Annotated in this window: 21 protein-coding genes; 15 read left to right on the top strand and 6 right to left on the bottom strand. The window is 63.6% G+C overall.

Annotated features, from left to right (window positions below; genetic code table 11):
- The first annotated feature begins 6 nt into the window (after nt 1–6).
- The 8 genes from FSB78_RS18290 (at nt 7) to FSB78_RS18325 (ending at nt 6,853) form a co-directional block, all read left to right on the top strand.
- Nucleotides 7–333 (top strand): TrbC/VirB2 family protein, encoded by a 327-nt coding sequence (locus FSB78_RS18290; RefSeq protein ID WP_147084330.1) that lies wholly within the window; start codon nt 7–9, stop codon nt 331–333.
- The gene (locus FSB78_RS18295; RefSeq protein WP_147084331.1) at nt 326–667 is read left to right on the top strand and encodes a VirB3 family type IV secretion system protein; all 342 of its coding nucleotides are present in this window, start codon (nt 326–328) and stop codon (nt 665–667) included. The genes FSB78_RS18290 and FSB78_RS18295 overlap by 8 nt, the downstream gene beginning before the upstream one ends.
- A complete protein-coding gene (locus FSB78_RS18300; RefSeq protein ID WP_147084332.1) occupies nt 660–3,026 on the top strand; it encodes a VirB4 family type IV secretion/conjugal transfer ATPase in 2,367 nt (788 codons plus the stop codon). Before FSB78_RS18295 ends, FSB78_RS18300 begins: the two co-directional genes overlap by 8 nt.
- A 1-nt stretch (nt 3,027) precedes the next feature.
- Nucleotides 3,028–3,747: a TrbJ/VirB5 family protein gene (locus FSB78_RS18305; RefSeq protein WP_147084333.1), complete on the top strand. Its 720-nt coding sequence runs from the start codon at nt 3,028–3,030 to the stop codon at nt 3,745–3,747.
- 2 nt (nt 3,748–3,749) lie between these two features.
- Nucleotides 3,750–4,019, top strand: coding sequence for a hypothetical protein (locus FSB78_RS18310; protein WP_147084334.1), 270 nt, complete (start codon nt 3,750–3,752; stop codon nt 4,017–4,019).
- A gap of 68 nt (nt 4,020–4,087) precedes the next feature.
- Nucleotides 4,088–5,125 (top strand): TrbL/VirB6 family protein, encoded by a 1,038-nt coding sequence (locus tag FSB78_RS18315; protein ID WP_147084431.1) that lies wholly within the window; start codon nt 4,088–4,090, stop codon nt 5,123–5,125.
- Nucleotides 5,126–5,565: 440 nt separating this feature from the next.
- Nucleotides 5,566–6,243 (top strand): VirB8 family type IV secretion system protein, encoded by a 678-nt coding sequence (locus FSB78_RS18320; RefSeq protein ID WP_147084335.1) that lies wholly within the window; start codon nt 5,566–5,568, stop codon nt 6,241–6,243.
- Between the two features lies 1 nt (nt 6,244).
- Nucleotides 6,245–6,853 (top strand): TrbG/VirB9 family P-type conjugative transfer protein, encoded by a 609-nt coding sequence (locus FSB78_RS18325; RefSeq protein WP_147084336.1) that lies wholly within the window; start codon nt 6,245–6,247, stop codon nt 6,851–6,853.
- Between the two features lie 486 nt (nt 6,854–7,339).
- Here FSB78_RS18325 and FSB78_RS18330 read toward each other — a convergent pair whose 3' ends face one another.
- Both FSB78_RS18330 and FSB78_RS18335 read right to left on the bottom strand, forming a co-directional pair.
- A complete protein-coding gene (locus FSB78_RS18330; RefSeq protein WP_147084337.1) occupies nt 7,340–7,675 on the bottom strand; it encodes a hypothetical protein in 336 nt (111 codons plus the stop codon).
- A complete protein-coding gene (locus tag FSB78_RS18335; protein WP_147084338.1) occupies nt 7,672–8,352 on the bottom strand; it encodes a ParA family protein in 681 nt (226 codons plus the stop codon). The genes FSB78_RS18330 and FSB78_RS18335 overlap by 4 nt, the downstream gene beginning before the upstream one ends.
- Before the next feature lie 1,510 nt (nt 8,353–9,862).
- Here FSB78_RS18335 and FSB78_RS18345 point away from each other — a divergent pair.
- On the top strand, nt 9,863–10,102 hold the full coding sequence (locus FSB78_RS18345; RefSeq protein ID WP_147084340.1) for a hypothetical protein: 240 nt from the start codon (nt 9,863–9,865) through the stop codon (nt 10,100–10,102).
- 31 nt (nt 10,103–10,133) lie between these two features.
- Here FSB78_RS18345 and FSB78_RS18350 read toward each other — a convergent pair whose 3' ends face one another.
- Nucleotides 10,134–10,526, bottom strand: a complete 393-nt coding sequence (locus FSB78_RS18350) for a DUF3768 domain-containing protein (protein ID WP_147084341.1) — start codon at nt 10,524–10,526, stop codon at nt 10,134–10,136.
- Between the two features lie 253 nt (nt 10,527–10,779).
- On the opposite strand from FSB78_RS18350, the gene FSB78_RS18355 reads away from it, so the two are divergent.
- Both FSB78_RS18355 and FSB78_RS18360 read left to right on the top strand, forming a co-directional pair.
- Nucleotides 10,780–11,106, top strand: a complete 327-nt coding sequence (locus FSB78_RS18355) for a hypothetical protein (RefSeq protein ID WP_147084342.1) — start codon at nt 10,780–10,782, stop codon at nt 11,104–11,106.
- Nucleotides 11,106–11,783, top strand: coding sequence for an SOS response-associated peptidase (locus FSB78_RS18360; RefSeq protein ID WP_147084343.1), 678 nt, complete (start codon nt 11,106–11,108; stop codon nt 11,781–11,783). Before FSB78_RS18355 ends, FSB78_RS18360 begins: the two co-directional genes overlap by 1 nt.
- Nucleotides 11,784–11,866: 83 nt before the next feature.
- Here the strand turns inward: FSB78_RS18360 and FSB78_RS19350 are convergent, their stop codons facing one another.
- On the bottom strand, nt 11,867–12,031 hold the full coding sequence (locus FSB78_RS19350) for a hypothetical protein (RefSeq protein ID WP_199743313.1): 165 nt from the start codon (nt 12,029–12,031) through the stop codon (nt 11,867–11,869).
- 632 nt (nt 12,032–12,663) lie between these two features.
- Between FSB78_RS19350 and FSB78_RS18365 the strand changes: the two genes are divergently transcribed.
- Both FSB78_RS18365 and FSB78_RS18370 read left to right on the top strand, forming a co-directional pair.
- On the top strand, nt 12,664–14,616 hold the full coding sequence (locus FSB78_RS18365) for a competence protein CoiA family protein (protein ID WP_147084344.1): 1,953 nt from the start codon (nt 12,664–12,666) through the stop codon (nt 14,614–14,616).
- A gap of 335 nt (nt 14,617–14,951) precedes the next feature.
- The gene (locus tag FSB78_RS18370) at nt 14,952–15,806 is read left to right on the top strand and encodes an Abi family protein (RefSeq protein WP_147084345.1); all 855 of its coding nucleotides are present in this window, start codon (nt 14,952–14,954) and stop codon (nt 15,804–15,806) included.
- Nucleotides 15,807–15,853: 47 nt separating this feature from the next.
- On the opposite strand, the gene FSB78_RS18375 is transcribed toward FSB78_RS18370, so the two are convergent.
- Both FSB78_RS18375 and FSB78_RS18380 read right to left on the bottom strand, forming a co-directional pair.
- On the bottom strand, nt 15,854–16,258 hold the full coding sequence (locus FSB78_RS18375; protein ID WP_147084346.1) for a single-stranded DNA-binding protein: 405 nt from the start codon (nt 16,256–16,258) through the stop codon (nt 15,854–15,856).
- Between the two features lie 390 nt (nt 16,259–16,648).
- Complete coding sequence (locus tag FSB78_RS18380; protein WP_242008454.1) at nt 16,649–17,134, bottom strand: toll/interleukin-1 receptor domain-containing protein; 486 nt, start codon at nt 17,132–17,134, stop codon at nt 16,649–16,651.
- Between the two features lie 732 nt (nt 17,135–17,866).
- Here FSB78_RS18380 and FSB78_RS18385 point away from each other — a divergent pair.
- Nucleotides 17,867–18,676, top strand: coding sequence for a hypothetical protein (locus tag FSB78_RS18385; RefSeq protein WP_242008455.1), 810 nt, complete (start codon nt 17,867–17,869; stop codon nt 18,674–18,676).
- Entirely contained in the window at nt 18,673–21,636 is a 2,964-nt protein-coding gene (locus FSB78_RS18390) for a TrlF family AAA-like ATPase (protein WP_147084348.1), read from the top strand. The genes FSB78_RS18385 and FSB78_RS18390 overlap by 4 nt, the downstream gene beginning before the upstream one ends.
- Nucleotides 21,637–21,743: the final 107 nt, after the last annotated feature.

Genomic DNA, 21,743 nt, shown 5'->3' on the forward strand with positions numbered 1-21,743 from the left:
GTTCGTATGCATTTCACACCGACGGCCGGCAGGATGATGTCGGATCAGCGTGCTCGCCAGCTAGTCGGCATCGCCGGCATGTTGGCGCTCGTCGCGATCGCGCAACCCGCGCTCGCACAGAGCAGCGGGACAGCTATTCAGAGTGGCCTCAACACCATCAAGGACTGGATGGTGACGATCGCGTCGGTTGTCGGGGTGATCGCCGTCATGGCCGTCGGCTATGCCAAGCTGACCGGCCGAATGGATTGGGGCCGCGCCGTCACGGTGCTGATCGGTATCGGCATCATCTTTTCGGCGACGACGATCGTCGGCTGGATGAGCACGGGTGGCTGAGGCCGAGAAGCTTGCAGAAGACAAGGTCTTCCTGGCGATGACCAGACCGTCCGTTTTCATGGGGCTTCCGCTCGAAGCCGTCCTGCCGATCATCATGATCTGCATGGTTCTCTGGGGAATCATGCACAATCCCTTCTACCCGCTGGCGCTGTTCGGCGCTCTGTACTTCCCGGCGCGAATGGTCGTTCACTACGACTACAATGCTTTCCGGTTATGGGGCTTATGGTTTCAGACGGTCTTTGTATCGCGAAACCGCAAGTTCTGGGGTGGTGGGAGTTACTCGCCCGTACGCCTCGGCAAGGGCGTGAAGCGGAAGCGGTTCGGCAATGACTGACCCCGCGCTGAAGCATAAGGCGATTGCGCTCAGGGAAGCCGATGACATCAAATTCATCCCCTATACGCGGCACATCGATGACACGCTGGTCGCACTGGAGGACGGGTCGCTCATGCGAATGTACCGTGTCGAGGGACGGCCGTTCGAAACCAGCGACACCACCGACCTCAATACCTGGCACAACAAGCTGAACATCGCGTGGCGGTCGATCGGGGACGACCGCGTGGCATTGTGGACGCATCTCGTCCGCACCGAGACGGATCCGAACCTCGGCGGTGACTTTCACTCCGACTTCGCGCGGACGCTTCAGAACCATTATGCGGACAAGCTGCGGGAGACGGTCCTCTACCATAACGAATTCTACGTCACGATCATCGTGCGCCCGTCGAACATGGCCGGCGATCAGGTAACGCGGTGGTTCGGCGCGCGCCGCCCGAGTGGCGAGACCGACGACCGAGCCATGGCCATCATGGCGGACAAGTGCCGAGATTTCGAATCGCTCCTGGTCGACGCTGCTCCCGACCGGCTGTCGCTGTACGAGCACGACGGCATCCTGTTCTCGAAGCCGATGGAAGTGCTGCACTTTATCCTTACCGGCGACCGTGTCCGCATCCCGCTCGTGGACGGACGTCTCGGGCAGGCTCTCTACCAGTCGCGGATAGTCTTCGGGCGCGAAGCGGCCGAGATCCGCCTTCCTCACAAATCGCAATTCGTCGGCATGTTCGGGGTGCGCGAGTACGTTGCCAGCACGCGACCCGGGCAGTTCAACAGCCTGCTCAAGCTCGACTTCCCGTTCGTGCTGACTCAGAGCTTCGCACCGCTCGTGAAGTCTGTCGCCAGCGAACGCTTCTCGAAAAAATACCGGCAGATGACGTCCTCGGACGATGCCGGAGTCAGTCAGGCGCTGGAACTGCTCGATGGGCAGGACGAGCTGATGGCGAACCGCTTCGTCATGGGGGAACACCATCTTTCGATCTCGGTCATCGACGACGATCCGAAGCGTCTCCTCGATCACCTCTCCATCGCCCGATCGGCCGCTGCGGACACGGGCATGGTGATGGCGCGCGAAGACGTCGCGCTGGAGGCAGCCTTTTGGGCGCAGCTTCCGGGCAACTTTCGGATGCGGGCACGGCCGGCCGTTCTCAACAGCCGCAATTTCGCGGCGCTCAGCCCTTTTTATACGTTTCCCGCTCTACGGAAGAACGGCAACCACTGGGGCGATGCAGTCACGCTGCTCAAGACGCGCGCAGGCTCGTCCTTCTGGTTCAACTTCCACCGTGCCGACATCGGACACACGCTCATCATCGGACCGACCGGGGGCGGAAAGACCGTTCTCCAGAACTTCCTTCAGGCGCAACTCGAGAAGACCGGCGCCAAGCAGGTCTTCTTCGACAAGGACCGCGGCGCCGAGATCTTCGTCAGGGCTTGCGGTGGCACCTATCTGACGCTTCGCAACGGGCAACCGACCGGGTTCGCGCCGCTAAAGGGGCTCGCCCCGAACGCCTACAATATCGCCTTTCTTCGCCAGTTCATCCGAGTGCTCGTGCGGCGCGAGAGCCGACCTCTTTCCGTGTCAGAAGAACGCCTGATCGACGAAGGCATCGATGCGGTGATGCGTCTGCCAGCACACGCCCGTTCATTCGGCGCATTGCGTGAGATGCTCGGCTACGCCGACGCCGAAGGCATCGGAGCGCGTCTCGAACGGTGGTGCCAGGGCGGCGCGCTGGGCTGGGCCTTCGACGGACCGGAGGACGAGGTCTCGATGGCGGCGCGGTTCGTCGGCTTCGACATGACCCAGTTCCTCGAGAACCCGGAAATCCGCACACCGGCGATGCTGTATCTCTTCCACCGCGTGGACGAGCTGCTCGACGGCCAGCGGGTCGTGGTCGACATCGACGAGTTCTGGAAGGCGCTTCAGGACGACGCCTTCCGGGCCTTTGCACAGGATGGGCTGAAAACCTTCCGTAAGCGAAACGCCTTCATGGTGTTTGGCACCCAGTCGCCGGCCGATGCACTGCGCTCCCCGATCGCGCATTCGATCATCGAGCAGACCGCCACCAAGATCCTCCTCCCCAACGCCGACGCGAAGCGGTCGGATTATTGCGATGGCCTGGGGCTCACCGACGCGGAGTATCGGCTGATCCGCGACGATCTGACCCCGGAAAGCCGCTGCTTTCTCGTCAAACAGGGCCAGACATCGATCGTCGCCAAGCTCGACCTCGGCGGAATGCCCAATGAGCTCAAGGTCCTTTCCGGTCGTGAGGAGACGCTCGTTGCGATGGAAGAAGCCATCGCCATCGCTGGCAGCCATCCGACGGCGTGGCTGCCCGCCTTCTATGCCAACCAGCGGAGAAGCTGACATGACATTCAAATATACCCTCATGATGGCCGCGGCTTCGATCGCTGCTTTCGCCTCGCCGGCTGCCGCGCAGGGCATCCCGGTGTTTGACTCCTCCAGCTATCTGCAAGCGCTCGCGACCGTCCAGCATACCGCCACCATGATCCAACAGGGAGAGCAGCAAATCCGGACCGCAACGACTGCGCTCAACTCGCTACAGAAGCTGACCGACATCAACCGCGTGGCAACGTCCCTGCTTCAACCGCAGATCAGGAACATCCTTCCCGACGAGACCATCGACGCCGCGACCCTCCTGGGTGGCGACCTGACCCGCATAGGATCGCTCGGGACCGTCGCAGCCAACATCCAGTCGCGTTACGGGCTAACGCCGACGGGCTCGTCGGATGCGGACGCCGCCTATAGCCAGGCGCTGCGGGACTCTACCGGTCCGGCTGCGGCGACCGCCGCGTTCGGCGAGAATACCCTACGCGTCGCGCAGACGCGGATGCAAGGGATCGATCAGCTTCGTGCGCAGCTCGATAGCGCGAGAGACCCCAAAGACGTGCTGGATCTGCAAGCCCGGCTTCAGGCCGAACAGGCACAGCTCCAGAACGACCTGATCAAGATGCAGGCGATGCAGATGGCCCAGGCCAGTGAGGCAAGCATGGCCGCCAGCGCCGCTCAAGTGTCGGCCGGCCGCAATGAATCCGCCTTCTTTCAAGCCAACACCATCCGGAGATGACGATGCGCAAGCTGATGACCTTAGGCGTGCTCATCATGATGTGCGGCTGCCAGAGAGAGGTTGCGGTCCCGACTGCACAGCAGCTGATCGCCGACCGGGCACTCCTCAGCGAGTGGCAGGGGAAGTGCGACACCGGCGAATTTAGCCAGCTCGCGCCTGCGGAGAAGAGCGATCGCTGCTCGACCACGCAGGAGGCGACGATCTCATTCGCGCAGTTGAGCGCGGGCAAGAAGGAGTCGGACTTCTTCAAGGCGAACACTGTTCGGAAGTGACGTCATTTTCCGTCGTCTAAGCACCTCCAAGGGCTCGAGATCCAAGCATGGCCGCTGCGCCCAACATCATGACGCTGTTCACGACGATGTATGGCTATGTCGAGACGGCGATTGCGGGCGCTGTAGCGACCTTCGGGTCGGGACTCGTCAGCTTCGTGGCGGCGCCGCTTGCCCTTGCCGCGACCATCTACTTTCTGCTTCTCGGCTTTGCGGTCCTTCGTGGCGCGATCCAGGCGCCACTTCGCGAACTCGTGTTCCAGGCGGGCAAGGTCGGGTTCGCGCTCGCCGCGGCCAGTGCGGTTGGCTACACGACCTTCGTCGTCAACGTGGCCACCAATCTGCCAAGCGAGATCATCGCTGCAGGGTCCGGCACACCGGTGACCAACCCGGGCACCACCTTCGACACCTACGTGTCCGACACGGGCAAACTGGGCCAGCGGATGGTGGATGCGAACACCAAGGTCCAGGCGCAGGCATCCCGCGGGATTACCGATTTCCGTACTCCGCTTATCCAGCTGACCTGCTCGCTCATCACCTATCTCTGCATTGCCATCCTGTACGTTTTCGCCTTCCTTTCCGCGTCCGTCGGGTTCTGCATCGTCATCTTCGCCAAGCTGGCGGTATCGATCTGCGTCGCGCTCGCGCCGCTCGCGCTCGCATGCCTGCTGTTCAATTCGTCGAGATGGCTGTTCGACGGCTGGCTCAAGCAGACGGTCAACTACATTCTGCTGATGGTCGTCATGGCGATCATGACCAAGTTCATCACCGGCCTGCAGGAGGCAGCGATGGACGGCATCCTCGGCTCGATCGGGGACGGTACTGCCTTCGTGACGATGGAGAACACCTATCTGACACTGAGCGCGGGCGTGATGGTGGTCGCCACCATCTCCTGCGCAGCGATCTACATCGTCGGGACGATCTTCTTCTTCCAGTCGCCTTCGATTTCCGGGGGTATCGCGGGTGGCGCTGCTTCGGGTGGCCACGGCTTCTTGATGACGGGTGCGAACATGCTGACGAACCGTCTGATGTTCCGGCGCGCGGTACAGGCGCGCCCGCCTGCTGCAGCGGAGACACGGGCCGGTGGGTCGATCAGCCGAGGGACTTAGCGATTCTCGCGGGCACAATCTCAACCATGCGCGCGGCGCGGATCACACGAACGGAGATCATATGAAAACATTGACGATGGTCGCGTTCGGATCGCTCGCGCTCGCCGGCTGTGCCGGAACCCGGATCAGCAAGCCCGTCGTGTGCGACGGCAAGCACCGGCGCCCGGCGAACCTGTATGGCACGATCCTCCCGACGCTCCCTGTCCCGCTCCCAGCATCGCAGGGCGGTAACCGATCAATGGCCGCACCCGAACGGGCGCGGGCTCCGGACGTGGTACCGGCACCGTCCTCCGTGCCGTCGCCGTCATCGGTTGATCCGGGATCGGGCTCGGCGGTGGTGCCCACGCCGAGCTTGAACCGCCGCTCGATACAGCCGGCACCGCAAACGTCGCAGGTGGAAAGCGAGCTGTCCTACTCATGCTGATGAAGGAATTGCGGCGATGGCGCGCGTGAAAGCCGAGGACAAGGCGACGTACCTCGAGACGGCAAGGACGTGGGAGTACGATCGGATGCGTGACGCTATCCAGTCGAAGCGACTTGCCTGGATCGTGGCGGGCGGGGCCTGCGCGCTCGCCGTCGCCTCGGTTGCTGCCGTCGCGATGCTCACGCCGCTGAAGACAGTACAACCCTACGTCATACGGGTAGACAAGACCTCGGGCGAGACGGAGATCGTGACGGCCCTCAAGGGCCCGCAGCCGCGCACCTACGACGATGCCGTCAATCGGTACTTCATCTCGCAATATGTTCGGTTGCGCGAAGGCTGGCTGAACGATGCCGCCCGCGAGAACGCCTACGCCGTCATGCTGATGAGCGATCAGGCCGAAGCGAGCCGGTATCTTGGCAACGTGCAGTCAAGCAACAGGAACGCCCCGTCCAACATCTACGGCGGGAAGGGCTTCGTCTCGATCGCCATCAGGACGATCAGCTTCCTGAGCCCGACCGTCGCGCAGGTCCGCTTCACGAAGATCATCACCTTCGGACAGAGCGCTCCAGTTGCGCAGAACTGGAATGCGATTCTGACCTTCAGATATACTACGGCCCCAGAGCACGAGAAAGACCGCAACCTCAATCCGCTCGGCTTCCAGGTCGTCAACTACCGCTCGGACCCGGAGGCCTGACATGATCGACCCAACTACCCATCCGGCGACCGACCAGACTATCGCTCCAGTCTCTTTGCCCGAACTGCGCAAGCGGCTGGCGGCGCGATTGTCGCCGCCTGCCACAAAGCTTTCTCTGACCAAACGCGGCTCGCAGAGCCGAGTCTGGCGCGGCGTAGGTGCAATCTGGCGCCGCCTCGTGCTCTTCTCGACCCTTGGTGCCGTCTCCGCGGCACTGGCCCCCTGCCCCGCGCGGGCGACCGAGGTGCCGAAGCCAGGATCGAAAGATGCCCGGGTCCGCAATATCAACTACGATCCCGACCAAGTAGTCTCGGTCCAAGGCAGCTTCCGTCACGCCATCCAGATACAGTTCGGCCCCGGCGAGACGATCACCCAAGCCGCACTCGGCGACACGATTTCATGGCAGATCGCGCCTGTCGGCAACATCATCTTCCTCAAGCCGCGTGAGAGAGCCGGTCCGACGAACCTCATCGTCGTCACCAATGCCGAAGGATCGCCGCGGACCTATGCCCGCATGACCGGTGTCAGCGTCGATGGGAACTTCGAGATGCCGGACAATCCGATCCGCGGCACGATAACGCTGCAAGCGTATGTTGATGCTCTTTGTTAGAAGCTTTGAGCCTGCCAAGCTGACGGCGAACGAGCAGCTGCCAGCCGGTGTGGGCAAGCGCTTTTCCGACTCGATCCGGTACGCGTTGCGATAAACTGGCCGGTTTTATCCCGGCGAGCCCATCCGCATCGAGCGAAAGCCTGAAAGTCCACGCAAGGCATGTCTGCGGCGCTCGAGGCAAGCTGGAGGAAACGTCGGCTGCTTCCCGGCGCTGATACGGCGCTTTTGCTCGTGCCCGTGACCCCAGCCGGCGCGCCGAGGTGGCATCATCGACGGCTGACGGCCGACAGGACGTCTAACAAGGCATCCTGGATTCTCGGTGGTGCCGTCACCTTACGCCTGGCGCAACAAACGATCCGATTGGGAGCGTGCGGTTACCTGCGTTCGTTGTAACCGCTTGCTCCGTGGCTGGGGTGGCGCCGTGCGGCGTCTTCCCCCTCCCCTGCCCCTCGATATTGGGCAGATGGATCAAGCCACCAACGTTCCCTACTTCTTCTTGGCGCGCGCGGCCTCGGCTTCCTCTGCAAGATCGAGCAGCAGGCGCATGGCCTCGCCCTTCTTCATGCGATGCCGATAGGCAAAATCGTCATAACGTTCCCGGTCTTCCGGCGTGGTCCGGATATGGAAGTTAGCGGTGTAGACCGCCTCGCGCGCGGGAGCGGTCGGACGCTTGTTTGGCGCTTCTACAGGTTCCGACTTGAAGCCCAGCTTCTCCCCCCCTGCCCTCGCCGCAGCACGCTGCTGCGGTGTCGGCACAGGGATGTCGTCGTCCTCATCAAGTGAGAAGCTTGCGAGCCCGGGGCGGCCAGTGCCGGAGGTCATGCCGGAACCTTTTCATTCAGGAGGTTGAGAACGTCGAGCGTGAAAGCCGCGGCGTTCGAGCGAGCCGTGGTCAGCGAGCCGACATCGGTATTCTTCAGGCTGGCGAGCGTTCCCCCGAGGCTGAAGAGCGCCCGAAAGGCGCCGCGATCGGCTAGAGCCGTGTTGATCACGGGAATGCCCGCTTCCTGAAGACCGACGATGATCTGCTTCAGGTCACGGGGCCAGAGACGATCGGATGCCTGTGTCTTGGCGAGTACCGCGGCGAACTTCAGCGGGGTCTCTCGGTGCTTCGAGACCTGACGCACGTTCTTGAACGCCCGAGCGGCCTCGTTCGAATCCAAGGCCGACCCTTGCATCGGGATCAGCGCGAGATGGGAGACGAGAAGAGCATTGGTGACGCGGCCGGACGCCCTGCCCTCCAGGTCGACAATCACGAACTTGGCCCGCTTGCGCGCTTCCGTGATCGTATCGATGATCGTCTCCTCGTCGACCTCCTCTATCACCTCGATGTTGTCGGGCTTGCCAGGTAGTGCCGCCCATTTCGAAAGTGGGAAGTTCGGATCGGCGTCGATCAGGATCACGTTCGCGTTTTGCGCAGCGAGCTCCGTAGCGAGCAGGAGCGCTGTCGTGGTTTTGCCCACGCCCCCCTTCGGTGACAACAGCGTGATAACCGGCATTAGAGTCTCCGATGGAGCGAGTGAGGCGTGATGAACCGTTGGGTTAATATTCTCCTCGGGGTTCGGCAAGTCACAACGGTTAGAGCTGGTACAGCGGTTCGGTGCGACGCAACGGTTACAAATCTCGGTGAGGTGCTTCGTGTGGAGCTGCTTGGTGACGGAGCAACGCAGCGTTCAGGGGCCACTGGCTTCGCTCGGCACTTCAATCGACAGCGCTTGTCGTCGCGGTCGACCAGCCACTATGCCGTCGCGCTCCCCGCGGGTCGCACGGTTCGCGCGGATCGCGCGGTTACATGTCTCCACATAGAAATAGCCTCGTAGTCCTCCACCCCCTAATCAAGTCGTGCACGGACCATTCTAGGCAACGCCGCTGGGAGCGCTGCAAAACCTTGCTGCCCTGCCACTCCGGCGGTTCGCGTAGTTACAGCGAATGCAACGGACGCAGCGGACGCAACGAACACCACGGACGCAACAAACGCAACGTACGCAACGGACGCAGCGAACGCAACGAACACAGCGAACGCAGCGGGCGCAGCGGGCGCAGCGGGTGCAGCGGGTGCAGCGGGTGCAGCGAACGCAACGAACACAGCGAACGCAGCGAACGCAGCGAACGCAGCGGGCGCAGCGGGCGCAGCGGGTGCAGCGAACACCGCAGTTACGACGCCCTCTGCGGTTACTGCGCTCACGACAGATACAGCGGTTCGCTTTCTCGACGGCAGCCGGAAGCAGCCCACCAATTGACCTCCATCGGCGCGGACGACCTCATACCTCCGGCGAATCCGCGTAACACCTGCGAGACAGCGGTTACACGTAACCAGCCCCTCGTGAATGTATCGGCTTTGAGAGACTGCCGCGGTTCAGTTCGTAAGGGTCGTGATCCACCCTATGTTCATCCGACGAGGGTGCGCTCGAAAGCCTGAGCGACGATCCCCGGGCTACTTGTGAGATGAGCAATACACAGCGGTTACATGTGAGACATCGGTTACGGCGGGTCGCGGGGAGCGAAGGGTTATGTTGGCCTAGTCGAACGTCCCCCTCGGGAGAGGCATTGATGCCTTATCGAGCCCGAACACCGCATGCGTGCAGAAAGAGCCGGCAATGTCGTCCGTCACCTCGAAGCCGCGCCCTAGCTCCACCCAGAGAGACCCGAGCAGCACGCATGCTCCCGGAACGGCCGCAGGGCAGGGGGCTATCTGCGGCGACTTCGGCGTCGATCGCTGCGATACCGACGGGTCGTGAAGGTGGTCGCGCAGCCGGACTGAGCATGGGAACCTCCATAGGATCGGTCTTGGACGGAGGGGGCGGGACGGATGGCCAGGTCCGGGGTCACAGGACCGCGTGGCTAACGCGGCTCCGGGCGCGGGGGTGCCGAATTACGGGTCAGGCAGCGAAGCGGACGGACGCGCAACTTGGGGGGACCGCGCATCCTTGACGCCGGCTTCGACCAGCCGTCAGACTGTCCGGGACCTGAGAACGCATAATCTCAATCTTGAAAGGGTAGGGGAGGAAGATGAGTACGCCGACCCCGACCGAACTGCGCGCGACACTGGTCACCTTGATTGCCGGCGCGACCGAGACCCGCACAAGCCGCTGGGACAAGCTAATCGGGGAGGTCGAAATCCTTCCGATCGTGTTCAATCCGCGCAGCAACTGGCGCGTCGCGGTGCGGGGCGAGGGTGATGATCGCGACGCGATCGAGAAGGCGGTCGAGTTGCTCCGCGGCCAGCACCCCTATGTGAGAGCGGAGTAAGCCCCGGCGGCTACCCGCCGGGGCGTCGAGCCTACCACTCGTCGGCGCACAGGATGGTGAGGACGCGCACGGTCTCGAACGGGTCAGCGGGGTTCTCGGAGCCACTCTCGAGGTTGCGGTCGTAATAGTCGATCTTCCACAGGCACGGCGTCCCCTCGAAATCGAACGCACCCATGTCGCGGTGTCCGTGCGGATCGATGCTCCGCTCGAAGGTCTCGTAGTCACGGACGGTGCGCAGCAGTTCGGCGCGCTTACGGAACCCCCGGAACAGCGCCACGTCGCCGATCAGGTTGGCGACCCCCGCCGTCATGACGATGCGGTTGTCTCCTGGGCTCGTGATGTTGGCACGCAGCCAGTCGTTCAGCCGGGCGATCTCGCCATGATCGATCGGTGCGCGCGCGGGCTGGGGTGTATCCTGGGCCATGATGGTCTCCTTGCCTTCGACCCCGCCGATCGGGGCCTTTCGACAGGCGACAGGACCGCCGGGGCATAGCGCGCCCATGCACCCGAAGGGTCGCAACGAGAGTGGAGAAGCCCGCCCGCGGGCTTGCCTGGGTGCGCGCCGCGGCGAGGACATCGGAGCCCGAAAGACACACCGGGCTCGGTGGGGGAGGGGGGACCGACCGAGGATCCTGGATGCTGGACGCCCGCCGCACCGTAGGACTATCGTGCCTCCCGTGGAGAACGGCGCCGACATCATTGCCCTGTGGCCTCACTGGATGGACAGTGCCGGCGCGATGCTGCGGTTGAACGCGCTGGTCCGGAGCCGTTGCGTGAAGTGCGGGACGCTTCTCCGCGTCGAGCTTGCCGATGTCGTGGCGCGACATGGGGCGGGGCACTCGCTCGTCGACCGACTGGAGCGCTGCCGGATGGTCGGCTGCCTCGGCTCGACGATCTACCTGGCCTCTAGAACCTATGGTGGCCACTGGACGACGCTGCTGCGCAATCCGGTCCTGATCGAGAGCCTGGCCGCGCTGCCTCCTTCGCAAACGGCGACGGGCTGATGTGCAATCGGTATCGCATCTCGGCGAAGCAGGCGGCCGTCCTGCGGGCGTGCGGGTTCGATGCCCCGTATGCGCCGGACGAGGAGTTCCCGCCGGCGCGAGAGATCTTCCCGACGGGGAAGAAGACCGCTCGACATGGTCCTGTCGTACGGCGAGCGGCGGGCGGAAACCGGCCGCTCGAGATCGTTCTGATGGAATGGGGTTTCCCGACGAAGATACCGAGCAAGCGAAACCCAGAGGTCAAGCTCGACAAGTACGTGACCAACGCGCGCAACCTGTCGTCGACTATGTGGACGCCGTCGCTCAAAACACCCGACCGACGCTGCATCGTGCCGTTCACGCATTTCGCGGAGCCGCATCCGGACGGCGGCAAGGGGGATGACAATCTACCCAAACAGATGTGGTTCTCGCTGCCGGATCAGCCGATCGGGTTCTTCGCCGGATTGTGGCGGCCGACCGAGCGCGGCGAGGCGTTCGCCTTCGGCACGACCGAACCTAACGAGACCGTGAAGCCCTGGCATCCCAAGGCGATGCCGGTGATCCTACATCCTCGCGATCTGCTCACTTGGCTTGACGGCAGTGCCCAAGAAGCGTCGGCACTGGTGCGGCCCTACGATGGGGCAATGCATCACCAGGACGAGACGCCGCGGGGAGACCTGATCGAGGTCGACGCGTGACAAGGCATCAGGGCGGGTTCGATGCCCGCCCTGATGCCACTAGGGCGACGAAAGGGGAGGGGGCCTTTCGGCCCCCGTGGAGATCAGGCGAAGGGGTCATACTCGTTGACGATCGTAAGCGAGCTGTCGTGGTCTTCGGCGGTGATGACCGCATATTGGGTACCGACGGCGATCACCATGGTGGCGACCATCAGGCTCCGGGCGAGGTTGAGGGCGTTCTTGCGGGCGATCCAGATGTCGTTGAACATGTTCGAGGCTCCTGTGAAGCCGGCGGGGTTCATCCCCGCTCGACAGGCGCCCGACAGGACGGGGAGGGGCCGCGATCACTTTCTTGCGGCACGCAAGAAAGCCGTAGCGAAGCGCCCGGACCCCTTGCGGGTTGATCGAACAAGGCTCCGACCCGGCCCAAGGATTGCGCCTCCAAGAGCGGGGTGAAGCACGACGGCCGGACGCCGCCTGGGCAGCGCTGGACCGCCCGACACGCGCACCCCGCCCGGTGCATCGATCCATCAACTCAGGCTGCGCGCCCCTTCCGCGTCTCATGCCGACCAAGGCTGTGTGCCGCGCCGAGCGGCCGGTCCCAGCGACATCGTCCGCGGAAAGACGTTTCCGGTTCTGGGAAAGAGATTTCCGTAGACGAGCGCTCTCGTCAGTCGATCGTTACCCGAATGGGCCGAGACCGCCCGCGGGCTCGGCGGAGCGTCAGCGGAGTAGAGCGACGGTCCCGGCCGCCAGGCCGGGAGACGCCCCAAGACCTTGCTTTGTCACTCTACCCGTTCGCTTGGACGTGACACCTCGTCCAGAACCGGCATCAAAGAGCTACGCGTCAACTCCCATGTGAAGCTCGAAAACACCCAGGCGATCGTATAGTGCTCGAACCATGGAGGAGCTGCCGGTCGGCATGGACGGGTTAAGTCCTAATCCCTTTGGTTTCGTCGACCACGCCGCCTTTGCTGGTCTTGGCGTCGATCTTGTCTGGGGCGTCGATGACAATGGCGACGTCGTCCACATCAACGCCGCGCGACGCGGATTGAAGTGCCGATTGAGCTGCCCTGCATGCAAGGCCAGGCTGATCGCTCGCAAGGGAACGAAGAAGGCCGCGCACTTCGCGCATCAGGGCCTCAACTCCGGTTGTGGAAGCGGCCGGGAAACGAACGCGCATTTCTGGGCCAAGCAGCTCCTGATCAAGCGAAAGCGAATTTGGACGCCGGTGGTGACCGCGGTTGTCGACGGGATCTCGCGAGAGGAAAGCGCGGCGAGATGGATGGAGTTCAGCGACGTGCGCTCCGAGCGTCGTCTCGAACGGATCGTCCCGGACATCGTGCTGATCCTGGCCGACGGGCGCGAGCTGATCGTCGAGATCTGCGTGACGCATCCGTGCGGTGAAGACAAAATCGCGCTGATCCAGTCCAGGGGCTGGCCCGCGATCGAGATCAACCTGCGCCAGTTGCGGACGTGCCAGGACATGACGGCGATTGAGCGCGGCTTGCTGCGGGAAGCGCCGCGAAAGTGGCTCTGCAACCCCAGGCGCGATCGGGCGGAGGAGAGGCTGCGCGCGGAATTGGCCGCTGCTGCCGCGAGGCGGGCATCGGCTCTGCAACGCCGGGCAGCGCAGGAAGCCGACCGGAAACGCCGCGAGGCCGCGGCGATCGAAGCGGCGGGCAGGGACCTGCTGGACGCCGTGGCGGTCGCACGTCGGCACGTCCGGCCTGTTGCAGACAGCGCGCTCGCTCAGTTGATCGCGAACGATGGCGGCGAGCTGATCGGGATCTCGGATGCTGGCGCGGGGTGGTCCGTCACGCGGGAGGAATGGCAGGCCAGTCTGCTGGAGCAATTCGTCGTCGTCTCCGATCCGCGCACGTTCGAAGATCGGACGTTCTCGCTGGACAGTACGATCGACTACCTTGAGCCGTTGATCGCGCCTTCGTTCGTCGAACCACCAAACGCGTCGATACACGCGTGGGTTCGCAGGCATCATCCCGAGATTCGGCTTCCGCGCGAGGCAGTGGAGGACTATCTCGAAGCGCTTTGCATGGCCGGTGCCCTGCAGTCGGAAGGAAGCGGCGTTTATGGTCTGCCCGAGGACATCTCGCAGGAGTTGAAGCGGGAGCAGCGCCGTCTGCTCGAGATCGATCGGCGCACCGAAACCGCGCATACGCTCATCGATGAAATGCTCGCCGACCTGCCGATCGCGGAGACGGTCGATTTCGAGCCACAGGATTGGCTGAAGCGCGCTCTCCCGGGCGACGTCCATTCGCCTGACGATCTGCTGGTGGCAGGCGGCACTCCCTGTAGCGACCTGATGACGACGTTGCGCGCGCTCGCCGCAATGGTCGCCGGCGGTGAGGAGGCAGTCGATGACCTTTTGGACCTGCCGCTCGAGGGAGCCCGTTACCGGGCGATCGAGCGGGGCACGGCGCGGCGGGCACGCGAGGCCGCAGACCGGGTGGAACGACTGCGCAGCGTGGCCACACGCACACTGGCGGCAGAGGCTGCCTCATGGCTGCTCACACCGCTCGAGGGATCGGACGACACGCCGCTGGCATTAGGCAGCCGCGCGGAAGCCGGTCTGAATCTGTGTATCGCGGCGCTCGCCAGGATCGGCAAGCGCCGCGAGGCAGATCGTGCTGAGGCCGTAGCGATTGCCGCCCGACGCGAGAAGCTGAGCGTTGCGGTGGCGAAACTCTACCCGACCGAGTTGCGCGAATTCGCGGTCAGAAATCACGCGACCGCACTCGGCTGCTCGCCATGGGAGGCGTGCGGGACCGATCATGGCCTCGATCTCGCGATCCGTACGCTGACCCTACAGGCAGGGGGGCGACGGCGACGCTGATAATCGAGGCTGTTGGGTTCGCGATGCGCACAGGCGTGTGGCGGAGGGAGCGGGCCCGATAGGGGTTTTGCCAGGATTGATATCGCTTGGTGGGACCCGGCGCGGTGGTGAACGGATCGGCTGGTCGGGTCGACGGACGACTTGGCCGTCCTAGGCATCGACAACGACGGCTTGGCTATTTGCTACCGTCAGGAATGGCGTGTTAGCACTTCACCAGGCAGGAACTTGGGAGCAAGCCTCTTGCGAAAATCACGTCACCGCGCTATCTCGATGTGGTCACGGGCCGCCACACGTCCTTTCGGGGAGTGCAAAAGGGCGGCCCTTCGCGTTTTTAGATGACGCTCGCGCCCTATACCAAACCGCATGCAACGGCTGTCCAGCGCGTCGCTCATCTGCGGAGCCGTGGGCTGATCGTCAAGCGACCCAACGTGGCTGCGCGCAAGATCGACCTTGTCGGGTACGAGCGGCTACGGATCTACTTTCTCAGCCGACGCCAGCTCGGCGTCGCCAACCGACCGTTCCGCCCGGGAACGACCTACCAGCAGATCCTGCGGCTCTACGACTGCGACAGCCTGCTGCGCGATGCGTGCTTCGCCGCTGTCGGACAGTTCGAACTCCTGCTGCGCAACGCCATGTCGGAGGCGTTGAGCGACGGCTTTGGCAGTCATCCGTACTTTGATCTGGCGGCGTTCAAGGACGCGGGCGCCAATCTCGAGGCGCTCCAGAGCTTCATGACCGCCTATAGCCAGTCCAAGGACCAGCGTGCGGCACATTACCGGCACACCTACGCGACGCCCATTCTACCCCCGATCTGGACCATGAAGGAGTTCCTCACCTTCGGGCGTTCGGTGCGCATCTTCAAATGTCTCGAGGGCTCGGTACGAACGCATATCGCGACCCAGTTTGGGGTGCCGAGCGATCAGGTGTTCACCAGCTGGCTCGAGTGTCTCGTCGACGTGCGCAACATCTGCGCGCACCACGACCGGCTGTTCAATCGCAGCTTCCAGAAACAGCCCCAGAGCCTCAGGCGTGCAGCTGTCCCAACCGCGCCGCGAAACAAGCTCAAGGCGATCCTCGAATGCCTCGACCATCTTCTGACCCAACGTGGCGCGCCGGTGGGGATCGTCGCTGATGTCGGACGCATCCTTGCGCGGTTCCCGGAGGTTCAGCCTGCCGAGGTGGGTTACTGACGCGAACGAAGGCCCGGAAGCGAAGCTCCCGGGCCGATCCGCCTCGATCAGAAGGGAATGTCGTCGTCGTCGTTGTCCTGCCGATTGTCCTGCTGCTGGCGGGACTTGCCGTAGGAGAGGAACGTCACTTCGTCGGCGATGATCTCGACGCCGTAGCGCTCGATGTTCTCCTGGTCGGTCCAGCGGGTATAGTGGATGCGACCGCGAACCATCACCTTCTGCCCCTTTTCGACATACTCGGCGACCGTCTTGGCGACGCCGTTGAAGCAGGTGACCCGGTGCCACTCGGTATCTTCGACCCGGTGACCGTTCTCCTTGAGGACCTTGCCCTCGCTATCGCGCTTCGGGCGCGAGGTCGCGAGGCTGAAGCTGGTGATCTTGGTGCCGCCCTGGGTGGAGCGGGTCTCGGGCGTGGCGCCGACGTTGCCGGCGAGGATGACGAGGTTCTGCATTTCGAGGTTCCTTTTTTGCTCCGCCGGGGGATCGTCCCCTCGACTGAACACCGTCAAAGACGGTCAGGACGACCTCTCCACCGGAGCGCGAAGACGCGGAGGGGAACCCCGATCAAAGGGGTGGTGCGGGCAGCCGCGTAAGCGGCAACTCGGCCCGAATGATCGCGGGTTGGAGGGGGTGGACGGCCGGCTTAGGTCGTTCAGGAAAGAGAGGGGATGAACCCCACGGCAGTGCAAATGCCGACGATCCGACGATCAGGACCTGGTCGCTACCAGGATGGCGTGACACTCGACTTCAGCCGTCCGGTCAAACCTACGGACCGGCGTCTCATGGTATCAGCGAGCGACGCGGCTGAGCGGGTTGGCTTGCCGTTCGCACTCGCTGACCCTTCAGGACGTTTTCACCAGCTCGGCCAGTTTATCCGCGACGATCTCCAAAGAGTCGTCTTCCGTCGAGAGGCCGTTGCGCGATGCGAGCAGCGGACTGACCATGCGCAAGGCGTCATAGGTGGTGTTGTGAACGATAGGTACGAGCTGGTCGGTTGCGAGCAGCGCGGAAAGCTCCCGGTCGGCGACACCGCCGGACGGGAGGCGCGTGAGTAGCGCGGGTGTAACCAGGACGATGCCGACACGTGACTTGGCGAGGCCGCGATCGATCTCACGAAGAAAGGACGATCCGAGGGGAATGTCCTTCTCGCTGAACCAGACCGAAACGTTGCGCGCGATCAGGAGGTTATAAAGCTTGGTCGCGTCATCCAGACGGTCAGCCCAGGCATGGCACAGGAAGAGTTCGCGGACATCGGGAAGGGAAGCGCGCTTCTCGACCGTCTCACGGATAGGCTCGAGCGCTCTGGCCTCGACCGGCGTGTAGTACACGGTGGATGTCGGCTTGGACCATTTCGCCTTGACGGTGCTCGCACCACGCCCCGACGATGCTCGATACGAAGGGGAAGGAGAGGGGCTGTATCCGCCACCATAGCCGCCACCATACCCGCCGCCATAGCTTCCACCGTAACGACTCTTGTACCGGCATGCAGGACAATTGGCGGCTGCGCTTGCGGTTCGATGACCTTCCCGGGGCGCTGTACACTGAGCCATGCGACGACCTCCCGTGTTGCTAGATTGTTCTAAATATCGGGCTGTCGTTGATCGATTTCAATCAATGTTTGATCGCTGCTTAGACCGATGATGACCTTGGCCTACGGAAGCCCGGCAGAGTGGTCCGATCAGCTTAAGCGGAGCGGGTTCGATGCCCGCCCCTCCCGTCTCACGGCTCGAGAGGAGCCTCTCGGCCTTCCTCTCGGTGTTAGGCGAAGGGATCGTACGACCCGTTCCACGGACCATACCAACGAACTCGTCGCCTGCGCACGACGCCCGGCATCACACGGGCCTCAGACGCGGAGATGTTGCCTATTTTCGGAAAGAAGTTCCCTCGTGGCTGGGCCCCCGTCAGTCAATCGTCACCCGATAGGGCCGAGACTCAACGGGGCTCGGTGGAGCGGCGAGCGGAATAGAGCGATGGTCCCGGCGTCAGGGGGGAGACGCCATCCGTCACGGACGATAGCAGCGCGACCTTGACCAACCGGACTTTTGCGGCACGTTTGAGCCATGGATAAGGATGATCTGAGGTCTGGAGCGGAAGAACCGATGCAGATGCCGGCGCATGCCCGCACCGGTGCTCGCGACATCGTCGAACCCTTGTTTCCTCACGTCGAGACGGAGCCTGTGGCCGGGTCGGACCTGGACGACGATGCGGACGATGACGGGAAGGGCGGTTACTACGTCATCCCGGAAGAGGCGATGCAGTACCTGCCGGAGGAGTGGCGGCTCGCGCTGCAAGCCCGGGCCGAGGAGGGGCGGCGGGTTCTCGCGTTGGCCGACAACGAGCTGAAGCAGCTCTCGCGGCTATCTCTTTCCTACTACCACGTCGTCGTGCTTCGACACGTGGGCGATCGCTTGGCCGAGTACCGCTTCAAGGCCGACATGGAAGCGTTGCTCGAACTCGATATGCTGACGACGGCGTTCCTGGCCACCTACGCCCGCCTCTACACCGGCGGCGCTGGCAGCGGCTTCGCGCGCAATGCGCTGCCCGAGCCGCTCCGCGCCGCCCACGACGAGATCATCGACCTGCGCAACAAGCGCTACGCCCACGTCGAGGAGCATCACTCGGTCAACGACGAGATGGGGATCGTCGAGGAGGAGGATGGTCGCTTCGTCATCACCCTGGGAACGCGGCTGGGCGTCTATATCGGCGGGTCGAACGACTGGCCGAAGCTCGTCGACGCGCTCGACGAGATATTCGCTGAGCGCGGTGCAAAGATCATTGCTAGACTCCAGGCTCGTACAGGTCGCGAGTGGACGATCGCGCAGGGTTCACCGCCGGACGGGCTGAACGAAGGCGGGAGGGGGGAGCGATGACGTCGTACAACCGGGCGGGTGTCGGATCGGTATGGCGACGCTGGGATCCCCACGTCCATGCTCCGGGCACGCAGCTCAATGATCTGTTCGCTGGCGCTACCGCGTGGGAGGATTACCTTTCGAAGCTGGAGGGCATCACGCCGGCGCTCGAGGTGATCGGCCTCACCGACTATTACAACACCGATACCTATGCCCGTCTTCGCAAGGCCAAAGACGAAGAGGGTCGGCTCCCCGACTGCACGACGTTGTTCCCGAACATTGAGATGCGCCTCGGCCTCGGTACTGCGGCCGGGGCCTGGGTGAACGTCCACCTGCTCGTTTCGCCAGAAGACCCGGATCATCTGACCGAGCTCAACCGCATCCTGTCGAACATCACCTTCGCGGCACTCGACGATCGCTTCAGCTGCACGCCCGCTGACCTTGCCAGACTGGGCTTCAGAGCAGACCCTTCCATCCGCGACGAGGGCGCGGCACGGCGCTTCGGCTCGACGCAGTTCAAGGTCAGCTTCGAGCAGCTGAAAGAGACTTTCAGCAGCTTCCGCTGGGCACGGGAGAATATCATCGTGGCCGTCGCGGCGGGGGCGGACGGCACTTCGGGGCTTCGCGACGGTGCCGATGCGACGCTGCGGCGGGAGGTCGAGAAGTTCGCGCGTGCGGTCTTCTCCGCGACGCCCGGGGATCGAGACTTCTGGTTGGGCCGCAAGCTGTCGGCTGAGGAGTTCCAACGAAAGTACGACAGGGCGAAGCCCTGTCTGCACGGCAGCGATGCGCACGAGCTCGATCGCGTTGGCGCGCCCTATGGCAACCGCTTCAGCTGGATCAAAGGGGCACCGACCTTCGATGCGCTTCGGCAGGCGTGCATCACGCCGGAACGCGCCTTCGTCGGCGAAGTCCCGCCGACAGGTGCGTCGCGATCCCAGGTCATCACCGGCGTGGCGATCCGTGATGCGCTCTGGGCGGCGACGCCCGACATTCCTCTTAATCCGGGCCTCGTCACGATCATCGGAGCACGGGGATCGGGCAAGACCGCGCTTGCCGAAATGATTGTTGCCGGGTGTGACGCCGTGCCGCTGCCGCTTGAGCGCAACAGGCAGTCCTTCCTGTGGCGCGCTCGGGAGTTTCTTGAGGACGTCGCCGTGCAGATCCGCTGGGCGGCGGGCTCGGCTGATGAACGATCGATCGCGGACGCGACGGAAGACGACACCTTCCAGATCAGACGAGCCCAATATCTGTCACAGCAGTTCGTCGACCGGCTGTGCTCGTCGGATGGCGTCTCGGACGAGCTGCTCCGCGAGGTCGAACGCGTCGTCTTCGACTCCCACTCGGTCAGCACTCGCAACGGCGCGACAGACTTCGACGCGCTGTTGAACCTGAGGGCCGCGCGCCACCGCGAAGCCCGTAGCCGGGACGAGACCGCCCTGATCAACCTGTCGGATCGGATCGGGGAGGAGATCGAGAAAACCAAGAGCATCGCCACGCTGCAGAAGCTCATCACCGAACGCGAGCAATCCGTGGCGCGGGCAACGCAGGAGCGCGCGGCTCTGGTGAAGAAGGGCGACGCACTGACGGCCGCACGCCTTACCGATGTTAGTGCCGCGGCCGAGACCGTGCGGAGCTATGTCCGGCATTTCAGCGTACAGGAGCAGCAGCTCCTCACCTTGCAGGACGAGGTTGCCGACTATCGGCACAATCAGTCGCCCGAAACGCTGCGTCGCCTACAAGCCAAGTTTGGCTCGAGCGGCCTCAAGGATGCCGACTGGGATCCGTTCGGCACCGATTTCGTCGGCAAGGTCGAAGAGCTGCTGGCCGATCGCCTGAAGAAGACGCGGGCGAGTGGTGCGTCCTGGAAGGGCGTGCCCCCCGATCCTGCAATTCCTCCCGCGCCGCTACCGCCCGACTGCGAGCTGGCGCGTCAGCCGTTGGCAACGCTTGAGCGCGAGATCTTCCGCTTGGGACAGATCATCAACGTCGATCGCGCGACCCAGGACAAGTTCACACAGCTGACCAACCGCATGACGAGCGAGGGTGATCTCGCCAAGGCATTGAAGGAGCGCCTGGCGGATGCGAACGGCGCGGCCCAGCGCCGGGAAGCCCTGATTACTGAACGGACGCGAGCCTATCGCAACGTCTTCGCGGCCGTGATCGCGGAGGAGCGGGTTCTCAATGACCTCTACGCGCCCATCAAGACGAGGCTCGAGGCGGCGCCGGGAACGCTGGGGAAGCTGTCCTTCACGGTGCGACGGGTCGCGAACGTCCAGCAATGGGCGCGCGCGGGGGAGGCCTTCGTCGATCTGCGCAAAGCCGGACCGTTCAAGGGACGCGGGACGTTGCTCGAGTTGGCCGACGATCGTCTTTGCCGCGCGTGGTTGAGCGGGACAGCGGAAGAGGTCTCCGACGCGATGCGGGCCTTCCGCACAGCACACGATCAGGTGCTACTGGCGAGCTCGCGGGTGAGCGAGACCGATCCCGCTGCGCACCGTACCTGGCTTCGGGCGTTCGCAAAGTGGCTCTACAGTACAGATCACATCAGCGTGCAATATTCGGTTCGGTACGAAGGCACCGATATCCGCAACCTATCGCCGGGGACGCGGGGCATCGTGTTGCTCCTGCTGTACCTTGCACTGGATCAATCCGATGACCGGCCGCTGATCATCGATCAGCCGGAGGAAAATCTCGATCCCAAGTCAATTTTTGACGAGCTGGTTCCGCTGTTTGCGCAGGCCAAGCTCCAGCGCCAAGTCATCATGGTAACGCACAACGCCAATCTCGTCATCAACACCGATGCTGATCAGATCATCATCGCGGAGGCGGGCACGCATGTGCCGGGCGCCATGCCGCCAATCTCCTACCGGTCTGGCGGACTAGACGAGGAGGACATTCGCAAGCGGGTGTGCGCCATCCTCGAGGGCGGCGAGGATGCGTTCAAGGAGCGGGCCCGCCGCCTGCGCGTCGGGCTCTAAGCCCATGGGAGACGCTGCGAGAAGCTGGTCACCACGCGCATAGCGGCTGAGGCGGGAGAGTGGTCGACGCTTTGCTCGTGCGATCGATCGCGGCGGTGCTGACTAGC

The organism is Sphingomonas ginsenosidivorax (assembly GCF_007995065.1).
In the GTDB taxonomy this organism is placed as follows: Bacteria; Pseudomonadota; Alphaproteobacteria; order Sphingomonadales; family Sphingomonadaceae; genus Sphingomonas; species Sphingomonas ginsenosidivorax.

Excerpts from the sequence above, each read along its gene's own strand:
- FSB78_RS18290 (WP_147084330.1), top strand. The coding sequence starts at position 7 with ATGCATTTCACACCGACGGCCGGCAGGATGATGTCGGATCAGCGTGCT.
- FSB78_RS18300 (WP_147084332.1), top strand. The coding sequence starts at position 660 with ATGACTGACCCCGCGCTGAAGCATAAGGCGATTGCGCTCAGGGAAGCC.
- FSB78_RS18305 (WP_147084333.1), top strand. The coding sequence starts at position 3,028 with ATGACATTCAAATATACCCTCATGATGGCCGCGGCTTCGATCGCTGCT.
- FSB78_RS18310 (WP_147084334.1), top strand. The coding sequence starts at position 3,750 with ATGCGCAAGCTGATGACCTTAGGCGTGCTCATCATGATGTGCGGCTGC.
- FSB78_RS18315 (WP_147084431.1), top strand. The coding sequence starts at position 4,088 with ATGACGCTGTTCACGACGATGTATGGCTATGTCGAGACGGCGATTGCG.
- FSB78_RS18320 (WP_147084335.1), top strand. The coding sequence starts at position 5,566 with ATGGCGCGCGTGAAAGCCGAGGACAAGGCGACGTACCTCGAGACGGCA.
- FSB78_RS18325 (WP_147084336.1), top strand. The coding sequence starts at position 6,245 with ATGATCGACCCAACTACCCATCCGGCGACCGACCAGACTATCGCTCCA.
- FSB78_RS18330 (WP_147084337.1), bottom strand. The coding sequence starts at position 7,675 with ATGACCTCCGGCACTGGCCGCCCCGGGCTCGCAAGCTTCTCACTTGAT.
- FSB78_RS18335 (WP_147084338.1), bottom strand. The coding sequence starts at position 8,352 with ATGCCGGTTATCACGCTGTTGTCACCGAAGGGGGGCGTGGGCAAAACC.
- FSB78_RS18345 (WP_147084340.1), top strand. The coding sequence starts at position 9,863 with ATGAGTACGCCGACCCCGACCGAACTGCGCGCGACACTGGTCACCTTG.
- FSB78_RS18350 (WP_147084341.1), bottom strand. The coding sequence starts at position 10,526 with ATGGCCCAGGATACACCCCAGCCCGCGCGCGCACCGATCGATCATGGC.
- FSB78_RS18360 (WP_147084343.1), top strand. The coding sequence starts at position 11,106 with ATGTGCAATCGGTATCGCATCTCGGCGAAGCAGGCGGCCGTCCTGCGG.
- FSB78_RS19350 (WP_199743313.1), bottom strand. The coding sequence starts at position 12,031 with ATGTTCAACGACATCTGGATCGCCCGCAAGAACGCCCTCAACCTCGCC.
- FSB78_RS18365 (WP_147084344.1), top strand. The coding sequence starts at position 12,664 with ATGGAGGAGCTGCCGGTCGGCATGGACGGGTTAAGTCCTAATCCCTTT.
- FSB78_RS18370 (WP_147084345.1), top strand. The coding sequence starts at position 14,952 with ATGACGCTCGCGCCCTATACCAAACCGCATGCAACGGCTGTCCAGCGC.
- FSB78_RS18375 (WP_147084346.1), bottom strand. The coding sequence starts at position 16,258 with ATGCAGAACCTCGTCATCCTCGCCGGCAACGTCGGCGCCACGCCCGAG.
- FSB78_RS18385 (WP_242008455.1), top strand. The coding sequence starts at position 17,867 with ATGGATAAGGATGATCTGAGGTCTGGAGCGGAAGAACCGATGCAGATG.
- FSB78_RS18390 (WP_147084348.1), top strand. The coding sequence starts at position 18,673 with ATGACGTCGTACAACCGGGCGGGTGTCGGATCGGTATGGCGACGCTGG.